Annotated in this window: 11 protein-coding genes and 3 pseudogenes; 12 read left to right on the top strand and 2 right to left on the bottom strand. The window is 64.4% G+C overall.

The genetic code is table 11. The annotated features are described in order from the left end of the window. Nucleotides 1-89 precede the first annotated feature (89 nt). From ACZ7NC_RS42050 to ACZ7NC_RS41995, 12 genes and pseudogenes are all read left to right on the top strand, one after another. A pseudogene (locus ACZ7NC_RS42050) lies at nucleotides 90-295 on the top strand (transposase); the annotation flags it as partial. Nucleotides 296-691: 396 nt separating this feature from the next. Further along, nucleotides 692-1,240 carry an NADPH-dependent FMN reductase gene (gene ssuE, locus ACZ7NC_RS42045; protein ID WP_471497036.1) on the top strand — a complete coding sequence of 183 codons (549 nt, stop codon included), beginning with the start codon at nucleotides 692-694 and terminating at the stop codon, nucleotides 1,238-1,240. A gap of 202 nt (nucleotides 1,241-1,442) precedes the next feature. Beyond that, nucleotides 1,443-2,216, top strand: a complete 774-nt coding sequence (locus ACZ7NC_RS42040; protein ID WP_471497034.1) for an SDR family NAD(P)-dependent oxidoreductase — start codon at nucleotides 1,443-1,445, stop codon at nucleotides 2,214-2,216. A 369-nt stretch (nucleotides 2,217-2,585) separates the two neighbouring features. Beyond that, nucleotides 2,586-3,827, top strand: coding sequence for an acyl-CoA dehydrogenase family protein (locus ACZ7NC_RS42035; protein WP_471497032.1), 1,242 nt, complete (start codon nucleotides 2,586-2,588; stop codon nucleotides 3,825-3,827). A 37-nt stretch (nucleotides 3,828-3,864) separates the two neighbouring features. Next, the gene (locus ACZ7NC_RS42030) at nucleotides 3,865-5,202 is read left to right on the top strand and encodes a cation:proton antiporter domain-containing protein (protein WP_471497030.1); all 1,338 of its coding nucleotides are present in this window, start codon (nucleotides 3,865-3,867) and stop codon (nucleotides 5,200-5,202) included. Nucleotides 5,203-5,265: 63 nt separating this feature from the next. Then, complete coding sequence (locus tag ACZ7NC_RS42025) at nucleotides 5,266-6,036, top strand: thioesterase II family protein (protein ID WP_471497028.1); 771 nt, start codon at nucleotides 5,266-5,268, stop codon at nucleotides 6,034-6,036. Next, complete coding sequence (locus ACZ7NC_RS42020; RefSeq protein WP_471497026.1) at nucleotides 6,036-7,862, top strand: non-ribosomal peptide synthetase; 1,827 nt, start codon at nucleotides 6,036-6,038, stop codon at nucleotides 7,860-7,862. The genes ACZ7NC_RS42025 and ACZ7NC_RS42020 overlap by 1 nt, the downstream gene beginning before the upstream one ends. Before the next feature lie 2 nt (nucleotides 7,863-7,864). Further along, on the top strand, nucleotides 7,865-9,256 hold the full coding sequence (locus ACZ7NC_RS42015) for a tryptophan 7-halogenase (protein ID WP_471497024.1): 1,392 nt from the start codon (nucleotides 7,865-7,867) through the stop codon (nucleotides 9,254-9,256). Between the two features lie 94 nt (nucleotides 9,257-9,350). After that, a pseudogene (locus tag ACZ7NC_RS42010) lies at nucleotides 9,351-9,713 on the top strand (phenolic acid decarboxylase); the annotation flags it as partial. 720 nt (nucleotides 9,714-10,433) lie between these two features. Further along, nucleotides 10,434-11,900, top strand: coding sequence for an aromatic amino acid lyase (locus tag ACZ7NC_RS42005; RefSeq protein WP_471497022.1), 1,467 nt, complete (start codon nucleotides 10,434-10,436; stop codon nucleotides 11,898-11,900). Between the two features lie 65 nt (nucleotides 11,901-11,965). Continuing rightward, nucleotides 11,966-12,283: a transposase gene (locus ACZ7NC_RS42000; RefSeq protein ID WP_471497020.1), complete on the top strand. Its 318-nt coding sequence runs from the start codon at nucleotides 11,966-11,968 to the stop codon at nucleotides 12,281-12,283. Then, nucleotides 12,280-12,984 (top strand): IS5 family transposase, encoded by a 705-nt coding sequence (locus ACZ7NC_RS41995; protein ID WP_471497018.1) that lies wholly within the window; start codon nucleotides 12,280-12,282, stop codon nucleotides 12,982-12,984. The genes ACZ7NC_RS42000 and ACZ7NC_RS41995 overlap by 4 nt, the downstream gene beginning before the upstream one ends. Before the next feature lie 382 nt (nucleotides 12,985-13,366). Here the strand turns inward: ACZ7NC_RS41995 and ACZ7NC_RS41990 are convergent. Both ACZ7NC_RS41990 and ACZ7NC_RS41985 read right to left on the bottom strand, forming a co-directional pair. After that, nucleotides 13,367-13,554: pseudogene (locus tag ACZ7NC_RS41990) on the bottom strand (hypothetical protein); the annotation flags it as partial. A 110-nt stretch (nucleotides 13,555-13,664) separates the two neighbouring features. Further along, nucleotides 13,665-15,173 (bottom strand): tryptophan 7-halogenase, encoded by a 1,509-nt coding sequence (locus tag ACZ7NC_RS41985; protein WP_471497016.1) that lies wholly within the window; start codon nucleotides 15,171-15,173, stop codon nucleotides 13,665-13,667. Between the last annotated feature and the right edge of the window lie 879 nt (nucleotides 15,174-16,052).

Here is a 16,052-nt window from a genome sequence, read left to right as displayed (position 1 = left end):
CCGTCTCGGTCCCCACAGCCAGCCCCCACCCGGGAAGATCAACAAACCCGGCGATCATCCCAGACCCGAGACACCCCACTCAAGTTGACGACGCCGTCAACAGAAACCCTGAAGCCCGCGGATTTCAGGTCCTCAAAAGGCGTTGGGTGGTCGAACGAAGCATCGGATGGATCATGATGCGGCGACGTCTCGCCCGCGATTACGAGACCCTGCCGCCAGCTCCGAAGCCATGATCCACATCGCCTCGATCGACAACCTCGCCAAGCGCATAACGGACGAGACCACACCTACCTAGCGAGGCACCTACTAAGACATAAGGTGCAATCAACTCAAATCAAACGCTCTCTCAAAGGGCTTCACAACACCCCTGGGACAGCACCCCCTTTCACAAGCTCACGAAATTGCCATCAGTGCACGCTCTTGCCCATTCCGCAACCATTGCCGCGGCTGGGAAAGCGTGGTCTATTAGGCCGAGACGGAACCATCTCACGCGAAGCCGAGACGCCAAGTCCTTGCAAATAGGAAAGCCACTCTGAGCTCTGCGATGGATGGCAGGCTTAATCCCCTCCCCTTAACCTTGCGCTAATGCACGCGTACAGCGCACGGCCCGGTCGCCTAGCGCCGCGAGGGCGGTCACTGGGCCTCAAGGCGACTTCCCAAGTCCACCTGATATTCTTGAAGGCAGTCACGCATGGCTACAGTCCTGTCCATATCCGGAAGCCCTTCCAGAATATCCCGTACTGGGCGCTTGCTCCGCTATGTGGACAAGCGGCTTCTAGCTCAGGGGCACGAGGTAATTTCGCTGGACGTCCGGACTCTGCCCGCTGAGGCGCTGTTCCGCGCCGACGTCTTGCATCCGGCGATTATCAAGGCCGCCGCATGCTTTGAGAAGGCAGACGGAGTAGTGATGGGGACCCCCATCTACAAGGCCGCTTACTCCGGAGTCCTGAAGTCTTTGCTCGATCTGCTCCCCCAGCATGCGCTTGCGGGCAAGATAGTCCTTCCGCTGGCCACTGGTGGCACCACTGCTCATGCGCTGGCCATTGACTACGCCTTGCGCCCCGTGCTGACTTCTATGGGGGCCACTCACGTAGTCCAAGGCTGGTTCATTCTCGACAAGGATGTCAACGCAGACGACAATGGAACGCTAGCCATCACGTCGGACGTGGCCGAAACATTAGCGCAGATTGCGGATCAGTTCTCTGCCCGGCTGAAGTTCCCCCGAGATGCTGGAAGGTGACAGCAGGTCAGATGGCTTTCATGGGAGAGGCCTTTCCCGTGAACTGCTGGTCCGGTAGCAGCATCTCGTCAAGCAGCTGCTCTAGTGCTTCATGGGCGTTACGGAAATTCGGCGGCATAATGCCTCGTCAGGTTCCACCGGCAAGACATGCTTTGGATTGTCTGGGGAGAAGAGTAACCAACAGGGGGTCAAGGAGATGAACATGCCCGTCGTTTTGATCACCGGGGCACTCACTGGCATCGGTCGCGCCAGCGCCTTCGCCTTCGCTGAGAGGGGCGCAAATGTCGCTATCGCCGGTCGCCGAGGCGAAGTCGGCAAAGCACTCGCTGAAGAGCTACGTTCTTCCGGCGTGGAGGCCGAATTCATCAATGTCGACGTCCGTAAGGAAGAGGATGTGCGCGCCCTGGTCGACCGTACCGTCGCACGCTTCGGCCGCCTCGACGTCGCGGTGAACAACGCTGGCACTGAAGGTAGGGTCGGCCCGATCACGGACCAGTCCACGGAAACCTACGCCGCGACGTTCGATACGAACGTTCTCGGCGTAATCCTGGGCGTGAAGCACGAGGTGCGCGTCATGAAGGGGCAGAGGAGTGGCAGCATCATCAACATCTCCTCGACCTACGGTCACAAAGGTGCCGCGGGAGCTTCCGTGTACGCCGGAAGCAAGCACGCTGTCGAGGGCATCACCAAGTCGGTGGCGTTAGAGGTCGCTGCGTGGGGAATCCGGGTGAACGCCGTGGCGCCCGGTCCCACGGATACCGACATGCTCGCTCGTTTTAGCGGTACCACGAAGAACAGAGCCGCCATAGCCTCCCAGGTGCCGATGGGCCGCTTGGGTCTTGCAGAGGAACTCGCCGACGCAATCGTATTCCTCGGATCGGACAAGGCACGCTTCATCACCGGACACATTCTGAACGTCGATGGCGGTCACTCCGTCAGTGAAACTCTTTCATCCAGTATATCGGCAGGGCAATGAACGGCGCCGTCAACCGGTCTGGGTGGTGCGTTATTAAGGGCATAGCACCTGGCGGCGGTCCTGGTCAGTTTGCCGTGGGCAGGGCGGTGACGCTGAGGTACCCCGAAGTTCGAGGTGGTTTGAATCCCCCACAAGGCGACTCCGAAGGCAACCAATCTTTATCTTCCGCAGCACCGCTTCAAGAACTCTCCCAAATCCTACTGAGGATCTTCCGGTGGTGTCGTGCGGCAGCCAACAGCCACCGCAGTTCAGCGGCTCACGACATCACGCGATGAAATTCAGTAGCTCTGTTTACGTTCAAGACACAAACACCCGCTTCCCCCAACAATACGAATGGCTGGGTCCGGCCTAGCAGGAAGGTAGAGCATCGTGATCGCCACGCCCGAGCCCGGTCTGACCGAACGCGACCTCGTCGAGCGCGCTGTGAACCTGCGGCCCGCGCTGCTCGAACGTCAGCCGGAGACCGAGCAGCTGACGCGCTACCCCAAGTCCACTCACGATGACTTCCTGCGAGCCGGCTTCTACCGGATGCTCCAGCCGCGCCGTTACGGCGGCTACGAGTTCGGCCTGCCCGCCTTCTGCCGTGTGGTCACCGAGATCGCCCGCGGCTGCCCCTCCACCGGCTGGGCCCTGTCGCTCACTGCCTCCCACGTCCTCCATGTCGCAAGCGTCTTCGAGGAGAAGGCGCAGAACGAGATCTTCGGCACCGACGGCGACTTCAGGGCCTCAGCCACGATCGCGCCGATCGGCGTGGCACAGCCCGACGGGGACGGCCATGTCATGCTCGACGGCACCTGGCCGTACTCCTCGGGTGCCTCGTACTCCACCCACTACGTCGGCCAGACCATGCGTGCCCCCGACCGGCCGGGCGGCCCGCCGGGACCGCTGGTGCTGTTCGTCGCTCCGCGCTCGGTGTGGACGGTGCTCGACGACTGGCACGGCGTCCTCGGCCTGCGCGGCAGCGGCTCCAACAGCGTCCACATGGAGCAGGCCCGCATCCCCGAGTACCTCACGTGCGAGGCGAGCCTGCTCGACCTGCCCGTCGAGGGCGGCAGCGTCGGCTCCGAGCTGCACGGCAACCCCATGTACGCGGGGCGGGCGCTGAGCTTCTTCCACGGTGAACTGGCCGCCATCATGATCGGCACCGCGCACGCCGCCGCCGACGAATACGCCCGCATCCTCGCCGCCCGCCCCCTCACCCTCGAACCCGGCCGCACCCGCGCCGAACTCCACGACTACCAGCGACACCTCGGCGAGGCCCTCGGCGTGATCCACACGGCCGAGGCGGCGCTGCGGCGCACCGCCGAGGAGTGGATGGAAGCCTGCCGCCGCAACGCCACAGGCGACGGCCCCTTCACCGTCGCCGAGGACAACCGCCTCGCGCTCATGTCCCTGAACGCGGGCCGCATGGCCTGGGACGTGCTGCAGGGCACCCTGTTCCGCACGGCCGGCTCCCGGCATGCCCGCGACGGTGAGCGAATGCAGCGCTACTTCCGGGACGCGGCCACGTACTGGACCCACGTGGGCCCCAGCATGGCCGAGCCTCTTGCCCGCCGGGTCGGCTGCAACCGCCTCGGGCTCCCGTCCGATCACATTCCGCTGATCCCGTGATCGCTGGTTCCCGAGCTGGAGATCAGGGGGGTATCCGGTGGACGAGCTGCTGAGTGACCTGATGCATTCCCCAGCGGCGCATGCCGAGCTGATGCTGGCTGCCGTGGGTGTGGGGCTTGGGGTGATGTGGTTGGCCTGTGTGCTGTTGGGGCGGTTAGCGCGCAGGCTGGGGCAGCCGGTGGTGCTCGCTGAAATTGTCGCCGGTATCGCGCTGGGGCCAAGCCTGTTGGGGTTGTTGCCGGGGCGCCCGGACCTGGTTCTGTTCCCGGATGGTGTTCGTCCTCTGTTGGCTGCGGTGGCTCAGGTGGGACTCCTGTTGTTCATGTTCCAGACGGGCTGGCGCACAGATCTGGCCCTTCTGCGGTCCAATGCCTGGCGTGCAGCGAGCGTCTCGCTGTGTGCTTTGGCGGTGTCGTTCGGATGCGGAGTGGTGCTGGCCGTGTTGCTGTACCAGCAACACCTCCCGCCCGCCGGGGACGATGTGGGGTTCGGAGTGTTTGCCCTGTTTCTCGGTACAGCGCTCGCCATCACGGCTTTCCCTGTCCTTGCTCGGATCTTGGACGAGAGGCGTCTGACGGAGACCCGGGTTGGATTGATTGCATTGACGGCGGCTGCGGTGGACGACATCTTGGCCTGGTGTCTGCTGGCTGGTTGCGCCGCGCTGGTCACTGCTCATGATGCAGCGCAGGTGACGCGGACCCTTCTACTGACAGCGGTCTTCGTGTTGGCTTTGGGCGTGGTGGTCAGGCCGTGCCTGACCCTTTTTATGCGGTGGGCCGAGGCGCGAGGTGCGCGGTCAGAACTGCTGGCGGTGGTCGCGGCGGGGATCTTCTTGTCCTCATACGCCACGACGTGGATCGGCATTCACGCGATCTTCGGTGCGTTCGCCTTCGGTGTGGTGATGCCTAGGGCGGACGTCGGCACCCTGGCCGAGCTGGTCTACCAGGCGCTGGACCAGGTGGTGCTCTTCCTCTTGCCTGCTTTCTTCGTCTTCACTGGGCTCGGCGTCAATATCGGTGCGTTGCCAGGGCGCGGTTGGCTGGAGCTGGTGGCGATGGTCGGCCTGGCGTGTGCGGGGAAGCTGATCGGCACCGCGGTGCCAGCCTGGCTGGGGAAGATGAGTCTACGGGACACGGTGACGCTGAGCTTGTTGATGAACACGCGCGGGCTTACCGAAATCGTAGTGCTCTCGGTCGGGCACACGCTGAAGGTCATCGACGGCCAACTCTTCACGATGGGGGTGCTGATGGCATTGGTGACGACAGCATTGAGCGCCTTCGTCCCGTCCAGAGCCGGCCGAGAGCCCACGCTGACGACGGCGGCGGTACGTGATGTCCCGCTCGGTGGGGTCGGCCCACCTTCCGCCCCTTCCTAACGCACTCAGGCTTCGCACTTCCCTTCCCCGGCTCCTGGATTGACTCAACGAGGGAAACCTTCCATGAAAACGACTCTTGCTTCGCCTCTCAGGACGCTTGCCCGTCCGGCCGGTCCCGTCCCGTCTGCGGCCCACTACGTGTGTTTTCCGCCTGCTGGCGGCACGGCGGGGATGTTTCGTGCCCTGGCCGCCGCGCGTCCTGGAGTGCAGATGTCGTGCATCCAGTACCCCGCGCGGGCGGACCGTCTCGGCACGCCCCTTCCGGATACCTTCGAGGAATTGGCCCAGGAGTGCGCTGATGCGCTCGCGCCCTTGCAGGACCTGACACAGTGTGTACTGGTCGGCTTCAGCATGGGAGCCTTCCTTGCTTTGGAAAGCGCGCTGCGTCTGACAGCGCAGTCCGGCCCCGGCCCTGCCGCCTTGATCGTCATCGGTGCGACGGCCCCGCACCGGCGAGATCCCCGCCGCTGCGCACTGCTGGGTAACGCGGATCTGGATCGGATGCTTGACGAATGGATTGGGGACTCCGCGCTGCGCTCCTACGCGCGCGACCTGCTGCGTGCCGACATGCGCTTGGTCGGCCGCTACAGCGGCCCGCGGCGGAGTGCCGCACCATGCCCCATCGGCGCACTGTGCGGCGAAGACGATCCACGCCGGGTGGAGGATGACGCCACCGGCGCATGGGCCATCTGGTCAACGCCGACCTTCGCTTCGTATACTGTACGCGGTCGCCATTTAGATCTACTTTCCCCGGACGGGGGGAATAGCTTCTGGCAGTGGGTGGACCGGCTGGCCGTCAAGAACATCGGTCCGGTCCCGGAGCCGTGGTCCTGATGAGCGAGTCGGCCACGTTCCCAGCACTGCGCGGCACACGTCGTGCTGTGCCTGATGTGCCATGGTGGACGCTCGTCTCGCAGCAGGCGGCAAGGACTCCTGGGGCAACTGGGTTGGTTACCGACGAGGCGACATTCACCTTCGGGGACCTGGATGTCTGGTCCAGTCGGCTGGCCTGGTTTCTGCGTGACCAGGGTGTCCGGACCGGCGACGTGGTCGCCTGTGCCCTGTCCCGGACTGCTCTGGCCATCGTGGCGCCACTTGCGGTGGGCAAAGCCGACGGTGTCTACCTCCCGCTGGACCCCGCCCAGCCTGCCGCACGTCTTCGACAGGTTATGGACGATGCCCACCCTGCGATGACCCTCGCAGATGCTCCCGGGATGCTGGGACCGGGACCCTCTGCACTGCTGGCACGAGACCAATGGATGCGAGAATTGCAGGCGTATCCAGACAGGGCACCTGCCTTGCGGCCTGACCGAATTTCAACTAGTCCAGCTTACCTTATCTACACTTCTGGCTCCACCGGCACCCCGAAAGGCGTCCTGGTGGGCGGGCGCAGCCTGGTCAATCTATATACCGAGGTGCAGACCCGTCTCTTCCCTCTGGCCGGGCAGGGACTGAGACGGCGTCCCGTGCGAGTCGCGCACGGGATGGCCCTGGGTTTCGATGCCGCGTGGAATCCGCTGCTGTGGCTGGCGGGTGGGTTCGAGGTGCATCTACTCAATGACGAGGTGCGTCGTGATCCTGAGCAGTATGCACGAGCCGTGTGCGACCAGCAGTTGACCGTTGTCGAGGTATTGCCTGCCCTGGCCGCGTCCATGACCGACTGCGGGCTGCTGAATCCCGAGACGCGACCTGATGTGATCTTGATGGGCGGAGAGGCGGTTAATCCAGATCTGTGGAGCCTCCTTCGGGCGGAGAAAGGTCTGCAGGCCATGAACCTCTACGGTCCCACCGAATGCACCGTGTTCGCCACCTCCTGCCGTCTTGGGGGCAGCGAATCACCATTGATCGGACGGCCCATCACGAACAGCGCCGCCCGCGTCGTTGACGAGGACCTGCGCCCAAGCGCTCCTGGTACCGCTGGAGAACTGCTGCTTGGGGGTGCCTGCCTAGCGCTCGGATACCTGAGGCGGCCTGATCTGGAAGCCGCCCACTTCCTCGAAGACAAGCACGGCGAGCGCTGGTATCGCACCGGTGACCGGGTGCGTCAACATACCCACGGGCAGCTTGAGTTCCTGGGGCGGCTCGATGATCAAGTGAAGATCCGCGGGTACAGGGCCGAACCCTCCGAGCCGGAACAGGTGCTGCTGACCCACCCCGAAGTACACCAGGCCGCCGTCCGGGCAGACCGAAGCCCGTCCGGGGAGGCCCGCTTCGTGGGATATGTCGTGCCCCGACAGCACCAGAACCCCACTGGGCACAGGGATCTCATCGGCAGTCTGCAACGCTATCTGCGAGAGCGGCTGCCGGACTATCTGGCGCCCTCGCAGCTCATCGTCCTTGAGGCCTTACCACTGACCTTCAGCGGCAAGGTGGACCGCACCGCGCTGGCCGCCGCACCGGCTGCCATCCAGCCCGCCCCTGCCAACCCACCCCAGACGACGACACAGCAACAGATCGCCGATGTGTGGCAGACCGTCCTACATATGGAACAGGCCGACATCCAAGCTGATTTCTTCAGCCTCGGGGGTGACAGCTTGCTCGCCGTCGAGGTGGCGTCGCGGCTACGTGCCCAAGGGTTCGACTGCTCGATGCGGGATGTGATGCTCCACCCCACCATCACCACACTCGCCACCGTGCTCACCGAAAGGAATGGCACCTAGCCATGCCCGATAACCATGATTTCGATGCGATAGTGGTAGGCGGAGGACCCGGCGGGTCCACTGCTGCCACTCTGATCGCCCAGGAGGGACATCGTGTGCTCCTCCTGGACAAGGAGATCTTCCCCCGCTATCAGATCGGTGAGTCCCTACTCCCGGCCACCGTGCACGGCATCTGTCCGATGCTCGGTGTGGAAAAGGAACTGGAGAAAGCTGCCTTCACTCGCAAACAGGGTGGCACCTTCAAGTGGGGTGCCAATCCCGAGCCATGGACTTTCGCGTTTGCCACCTCACCGCGTATGGCGGGCCCGACGTCATATGCCTACCAGGTGGAACGCTCGCGCTTTGACACCATCCTGCTGGACAATGCGGCCCGGACCGGGGTCGATGTGCGGCAGGGGCACCGCGCCCTTGGCGTGCTGCGCAACGGGGACGGCCGGATCTGCGGGGTGCGGTACGAGGACGCGGCGGGCGCCCGCCATGAGGCCACTTCCGCATACGTCGTCGACGCTTCCGGGCACGGCAGCCGCCTGCACCAGGCGATCGGCGGCAAGCGCGAGTATTTGCCGTTCTTCCGCAATCTCGCGCTCTTCGGCTATTTCCTCGATGGCGCGCGCATGCCGGATCCGAACGCCGGTAACATCCTGTGCGTCGCGTTCCCCTCCGGCTGGTTTTGGTACATCCCGCTCTCCGGCACCCTCACCAGTGTCGGGGCCGTGGTGAAGTCTGAGCTTGCTGTCAAGGTCCAAGGCGATCCAGAGGCGGCCTTCCAGTCCCTAATCGGCGAATGCCCTCTGATCCAGCAGCACCTGGCCAAAGCCCGCCGCGCGCAAGAGGAGCCCTATCGGGCACTTCGAGTGCGCAAGGATTGGTCCTACGACAGAAGCGCGCTATGGGGCCCGGGCATGGTCGTCGTGGGTGATGCAGCCTGTTTCATCGACCCAGTCTTCTCCTCCGGGGTCCATCTAGCCACCTACAGCGCGCTGCTAGCCGCTCGCTCCATCAACACTGTGCTGGCCGGGCAACTGGATGAGACCCGCTGCTTTGGCGAGTTCACCGCTCGCTACCGCCGCGAATTCGGCCTCTTCCGCGACTTCCTCGTCTCCTTCTATGAACTGCACACCGACGAGGAGTCCTACTTCTGGCAAGCTCGCAAGCTCGCAGGTCACCAAGGCTCTATGCACGAGGCATTCGCCGACCTAGTCGGAGGGGTCACCTCCAGCGACTTCGCCCATGAACGGGGCGCCCCCGCTGAGCAGTTCGCGGATGTTATGGTCGAAGGCGCCCGCCTGCAACTGCGTAGCCGCCTTGGTGAAGCCGCCAACCTCGAACCTCCCATGTTCCCCGGCGGACTGCGCCCCTCATCCGATGGCCGGCGCTGGACGAGCACTGGCTGACCGCCACAGCATTGGGGCCCCGCTCCACCCGTCCGGCCAGGAGGCAATGTGAGCACTGAACTGACCGGCAAGTGCCTGACAATACCGCTACGACAACGGCTGGGCCTACCGGGCACGGTTCACGCCCGGCAGAGTCGACTACGAAATCCTGGACGGTCCGCTCGCAGGTCGGGTTGCCTGGCAGGACACACATCACGCCTGTGTGGCGCCCGGGATCCACAAGGTCGCTTGGTACGAGGAGACTGGCACCGCCGTCAGCCTGGTGATCAACCTGCACAGCAGCACTGTGCACGCATTCGTCGCCCTCCCGCAGTGGGTATGGCAAGTCCCCACACGGATCATCGGCAATAAACAAGATCTGCTGCCCATGCTTCTAACTCTGCGCGAAAAGGAGCCGGATGCACCACGGCACGTCGTATTCCTCCGAGCCCGCATCACGGCCATCGCAGACTCTTGACCGGTCTAGCTTCCCGGTCTCGCTATTACGCATGGCATCAATAGATCTCCAAGACTGTCGCCGCAGCCCATGAACTTGACCAGTTCACGCGCCTGCCCCTGGGCGACCAGGGCCTGTCGTTTGGATCAGGCTGCTGTGAGGTGCGGTGCCTTTCGGCCGGCCCGAGCGGGGTCTAGTGCGTACAGCTGCAAGGCGGAGGGAGTCGACGCTGAGCGTCGGCGAGTGACGACAACGCGGCATATGTGCGTGCCAGGGCCCGCGACGCCGGCATGATCCAAACGACCGGCCCTAGTCGCCCAGTGGCCGATCCGGCAAAGTAACTGCAGATCGACGACCGCACCATGAACTGTCGAACCGCCTCCATCACTCTCGGACCTCTGCGGCACAAAGAACCTGGCCAGTACAACAACACCCCTCTGGCACAGACACACCTGATGGGGCGGCGCAGCCGAGTACTTCGGCGGTTGGCTGGAGGTGCTGGGCAAGCACCATTACTCGGCTGGATGAGTCCGGACGGCACTTCACACCAGCGGCCCCAACTCCTGGGCACCGGAGCATCAGAGCCCTCACCGATCACCCGCATCTGACGATTCAGCCCGACTGGTGCCAAGGCACAGTTCTCGGTACAAAAACCAATACCTCTCGACCAAGGACACCCCCGTGGCACGTGATACTGCTCCTCTCCCTGTCCTGTCGTTTCCTGGAACCCTTACTCCCCAGATGCTGGAACAGGCGGGCGACCCCATAGATGTCCAGCTCACAGCCGAGGCCGAAGAACGCGTCGCCACCTGCCGCGACTTTGTCCTCGACTGTCTCAGAGACAAAAGGCCGGTCTATGGTGCCAGTACGGGATTCGGTGCTCTCCTCCACTATCAAGGCCGCAGGGACAGTACCGACCAATGTGAAAACGTCCTCAGCCATTTGGGCGCGGCTCAAGGCCCCGACCTGTCCGCCGATGTCATTCGGGCCGCGTTACTCACCCGCCTGTGGTCGCTCGCCCAGGGCCGCTCCGGGATTTCCCCCCGCGTTCTCGCCGCCCTCGCAGCCGCGCTCCGGACCCCCCTCGCCCCAGCTGTTCCCGAATATGGATCGGTCGGCGCAAGCGGCGACCTCATCCCGCTCGCCGCGATGGTGCAGGCCCTGCGCGGTCACGGCATGGCCTACTTGGACGGCAAGCGACTGCCGGCCGACCGCGCTCTGGCCGAGTGCGGGCTCGCCCCCCTGCAAGTGGACGGACGCGATGCCCTCGCTCTCGTCAACGGCACCGCCGTGACTGCTGCCGCAGGAGGCCTTGCCCTCGCCAAGGTCAGCCGTTCCCACGCGGCCGCGCACCTCCTCACCGCACTGCTCGCGGACCTCCTCGGATGCTCCCCCGGCTTCACGGACCCCAAGCTTCTGGCTGCCTACGGCCACGCAGGTGCCGAGCAGGCAGGAAGGGAGGTCCGAGCACACCTCGTCGGAACAACCCCCTCCAAGACCCGATCTCTGCAAGAGCCCTACAGCATTCGTTGTACCCCCCAGCTGCTCGGTGCGGTCACCACCTGCCTCACTCACATTCATCAGGTTGTCGAAGACGACCTCAACGGCATCAGTGACAATCCGCTCTTCTTCCCCGAAGAAGACGCCGTTACCCATGGCGGCAACTTCTTCGGACAGCCCATGGCCTTCGCCGCAGATCTCCTGTCCATCCTGGCCACTCAGCTGGGCAACCTCGCCGAACGCCAGCTGGACTTGCTCCTCGACCCCCACCGCAACGGCGGCCTGCCCCCCATGCTCGCTACTGCTCCCGGCACCCAGCACGGCCTGCAGGGTGTCCAGCTCACCGCTACCGCCATCGTGGCTGCCATGCGTCGCGCCCTCATTCCTGCCTCAGCGCAGAGCCTGCCCACCAACCTCCATAATCAAGACATCGTGCCCTTTGGGACCCAGGCCGCCCTCAACGCCTTGCAGCAAGCCGTCCAGGTACGGCTGTTGCACGGCACCCTCGCCCTCGGACTACGGCAAACCGTGCATGTCGGCGGCCGTTTCCCCACGGCCTCCGCCTGCGGCACCGTCCTGAAACGACTCGCCGACGAGATCCCACCTGTCGACCCGGACCGGCCCCTGGAGGAAGACGTCCGCACGGCCGCAGACGTCCTCGACGAGATCGTCACCGAAAGGGCGTGTCCGGAGGCATCGCCAAGTTGACGGTGCCCCGCCAATGACCTTCCCCTCGTAGCGTGGAGGTGTGACTGAAGGGAAAGTTGAGGGTCATGGGTGGGAAGCGACGGTCGTACGACGCGCCGTTCCGTGAGGTTGCGGTACGGATCGTGTTGGAGACCGGGAAGTCCGCGGCGGAGGTCGCGCGGGATCTGGGCGTGCATGAGGGCACGCTGCAGACCTGGGTTCACCGGGCCAAGGTCCGGGCGGCCGCGGAGGCCGCGGGCGGGCTGGACGAGTCCGAGCGCGAGGAACTGCGCAGGCTGCGTGAGGAGAACAAGCAGCTGCGCAGGGAGAACAGCGAGATCGGGATGGAACGCGATGTCCTCAAGCGTTCTGTGGTCCTCTGGGTGAAGGAGGCGACGAAGTGACGGTTGCGGGCTTCATCGCTGACCAGCGGACCGAGTATCACGTCCCGCACGCCGTTTCCTGCCGGGCGCTGGAGGTGTCCGAGTCCTGGTTCTACAAGTGGCGCCGCCGTCCGGAGAATCCGACGAAACGCGAGGTCAGACGGGCCGCACTGGCCGAGACGACGAGGCGGCCTTACCGGACGGATCTGACGGGCGAGCAGTGGGCCCTGATCGAACCGGTGTTGACGAAGTGGCGGGCGGACCGGCGTTCGATCCGGCCCCCGGTTCATGACCTGCGGGAGATCGTGAACGCGGTCTTCTACGTGAACCGGACGGGGGTGCCGTGGGATCTGTTACCGCACGACTTCCCGCCGGGGAAGACGGTGTACGACTACTACGCGAAGTGGTCCAAGGACGGCACCGACCAGGTCATCCACGACCTGCTCAGAGGGAAGGCCCGCCAGCACCACGGCCGTTCAGGCGAGCCGACCACGGCCATGGTCGACTCGCAGTCCTCGAAGAGCGCGTTCACCACGGACGCCGGCACGGTGGGCATCGACGGGAACAAGAAGGTCCAGGGACGCAAGCGGAACATCGTCACCGACACGCTCGGCCTGCTCCTGCTGGTCCCGGTCACCGCCGCCAACATCCACGACGTCCACCCCGGCCGCCACCTGGTCGACATGGTCACCGACCGCCACCCAACCGTCGGCAAGATGTGAGGCGACACCGCCTACCGCGGAGCCGCCGGCCACGCCGCCACCAGAAACATCGACCTGGAGATCACCACCAAAGGCCTCGCCGTCACCGGCTTCCAGCCCCTCTGGCAGCGCTGGAAGACCGAACGCACCCTGGCCTGGCTCGGCCGCTCCCGCCGCCTCACCCGCGACTACGAAACCACACCCCGCTCCCAGGAGTCCCAGATCTACTGGACCATGACCGGCATCACGCTACGCAGAGTCACTGGCACCAGTCCCGTCACGACCTACCGGACCACCCCAGAAACCCCGCCACCAACAACGATCCAAATCAGACGGTCTCTCAGCTGCTCCGTGATCCTGCCGGGGAAGGCCATGAGATGGTCGGTGGCGATGGAGCCCGTCACTACGATGCGCATGGGAAACTTCCTTCCCGGTCGACTGGCCCGTCACGACCCGCAGCGGCGTTGAGTAGGCCAGCACGGTCGGTGCGCTCCCAGGTGAAATCGGGCAGCTCGAGGCCGAAGTGTCCATAGGCAGTGGTACGCGCGTAGTTCGGCCGCAGCAGTCCAGATCGCGAATGACAGCAATTGGCGCAGGGAGAAGCACAGGCCCGGAACCACGCTCCACCACATTCCGATTCACCGTCAGGCACTCACACCCCCAACGACCTGACAGCGCCGACGCCACGCGCACCGCCGCGTTCACGCGGTGTTCTGCGCTGTCTCTCCGCTATTACCGTCCGGCAGCCAGCGCCGACCGTCGTCCGAAGCCCGCAACCCGCCCTCCAACAGCGCCCCTTCCTGTAGTACCTGACCATCACTCTGCTGACCGCGCGCCACGAGATTGTGGTACTCAGTCAAGGCAGTGGTCACCAGCGGCACCTCGGACAGGCCCTGCGCGTCCCCGATCTCATTCGTGGTGGCCGTCACCCCCAAAAGGGCCTGCCGTGCCTCTTCCGTGCGCGCGGCCTTGCCCACTTGGTCCCTCGGCAGCAACTCCCCAGAAGAAACCCCACCAACCAGGTCCACAAACGCCTCGGCTGCCCCACCCTGTTGCCCGGTGATCCGCTGCGCCTGCCAGAAATATGACTGTTCATCCACATTCGTGCCGTAGAAGGAGACCAGGTAGTCATGCAGAACGCAGAACTCACGCCGATAGCGGGCCTCGAACTCACCGAAAGCCGTCCGCTCTTCCACAGTCCCTGCCAGGACGGAGTTGACCGACCGAGCCGCCAGCATCCCACCGTACGTGGCCAGATGCACGCCAGTGGAGAGCAGCGGATCAACGAAACACGCCGCATCGCCAATGAGTACCATGCCGGGCGAATACATCGTGGTCTGGGTGTAGGAGAAGTCTTTGCGCACCCGCAGTCGATCATACGGCGGCCGCGTCGTGCGCTGCGCACCGTCAAGGTATTCGCCGATCAGTGGGCATTCGGCGATCAACTTCCGGTATGCGCGCTCAGTATCCCCCTGCACTTTGTCGGCCAGCTCGCGGCGTACCACCGCACCTACACTGGTCAGCGTCGGTGAGAGCGGAATATACCAGAACCAGCCGCTGTCAAAGGCGACGGTCAGAATGTTCCCCGAGTTCGGTTCCGGCAGCCGCCTGCCGCCGTCGAAGTAGCCAAACAAGGCCACGTGCCTAAAAAACGGCGAGTACGCCCGCTGCCCTCCTGCCTCGTTGTGCAGCCGGCCAGTGTTGCCACTGGCGTCCAGCACGAACCGAGCGCGGGCATCACAAGCACGGCCCTGGGCATCGGTGAAACGGACCCCCCGCACCCGGTCCGCATCCCGCACCACCCCGGTCACGGCGTGCTGCTCGCGGACCTCCACCCCCACACGCTCGGCGTTACGCAGCATGATCTCGTCGAATTTCGCACGTTCCACCTGGTAAGAGAAGCCGGTTGGCTCACCCATACGCCCAGAAGTCGTGAACGCGAACGTCCACGGATTGGGGTTCTTGCCCCACCGGAACGAACCGCCACGCTTCACAGTGAATCCGGCCTCCCGCAGGGCACCCTCCACTCCAAGCATCGGGCAGATACCGTGAACCGTGGACGGCAGCAGCGACTCGCCGATCTGGTAGCGCGGGAAGCGCTCCTTCTCCAGCAGCAGTACCCGATGACCGTCCAGCGCTATCAGCGTCGCTGCCGTGGAGCCCGCAGGTCCGCCGCCGACCACGATCGCATCGTAGAATTCGCCTGACATGAGACCTCCCTGGATTCGTGCGATACAGGGTTCCTCCTGCGGCGTTTAATGCTGCAGTACCCAGGAGGCCGTTTCCGGGTATCAGTGCACCGTGGTCAGCGACTACTGTCTAGTTCTTAAACACTGGAATTAGCGGTCACCTCGCGCGAAATTGCGCACTTGTGAACGGCGCAGGTCTGGAGGCGTCGGCGGGGTGAAGCTGCTGGTCAGGGTCTTCTCGGCTGGAGTCTCACCCGAAACGCCTACTGATCTTTGATGCCGCGTTTGATAATCTGGTCATGTTCGGTATACCGAAGATGTGGTGACTCGAACTCGCAAGCTGTCGAGCCCAGTTGACCTCGATCGTTCAGGGGCTGGTCGGCGGTGATCGTGGCGGCTGGGTGCCCGTTACTGACTTCGGCGCTTCGAGGTGGTTGATCTGCTCGTGGGGCTGACTGACAGTCGGGTAGCCCGAGGGGATCGCACCCAATGCCAGGAACTTACGCGGCACGGGGCTCGGCGGCGGGGCAGGGTGGATCTTGCTGTTCAGCCTGGGTCGGAGCCTGTGTGTTGGCCGCTTCCGGTGTGGTGATGGTGAGGCGGTAGGTGACGTTTTGCGAGGCGGGGGCGCTGGATGCCTGCCGGGAGGGGAAGTGGAACAGTGGCCGTTTGGCCATGCGCGGGCAGGTCCGGCAGGTGACGTGTTTGGTGACCAGGCACCGGCCTTGGTGTTTCATCGTGAGGGCCGGGGGTGCTGACGGAGTGTGACCCCGAATAGAAGAGGTGCCCGTCCGACCTGCGAAGGTCCAGTTGTTGAGGACAGGATCGTCGGCTGGGTGGAGGGCACCTTTTCCGTGCGCAAGGGTAGCGAACGCTTTGGGGGTCTGGCGATGTCGGCCG

Source organism: Streptomyces sp. NPDC111802 (genome assembly GCF_055634335.1).
Note: the sequence above shows the minus strand (reverse complement) of the source record. Positions and strands in the feature narration are given on the sequence as shown.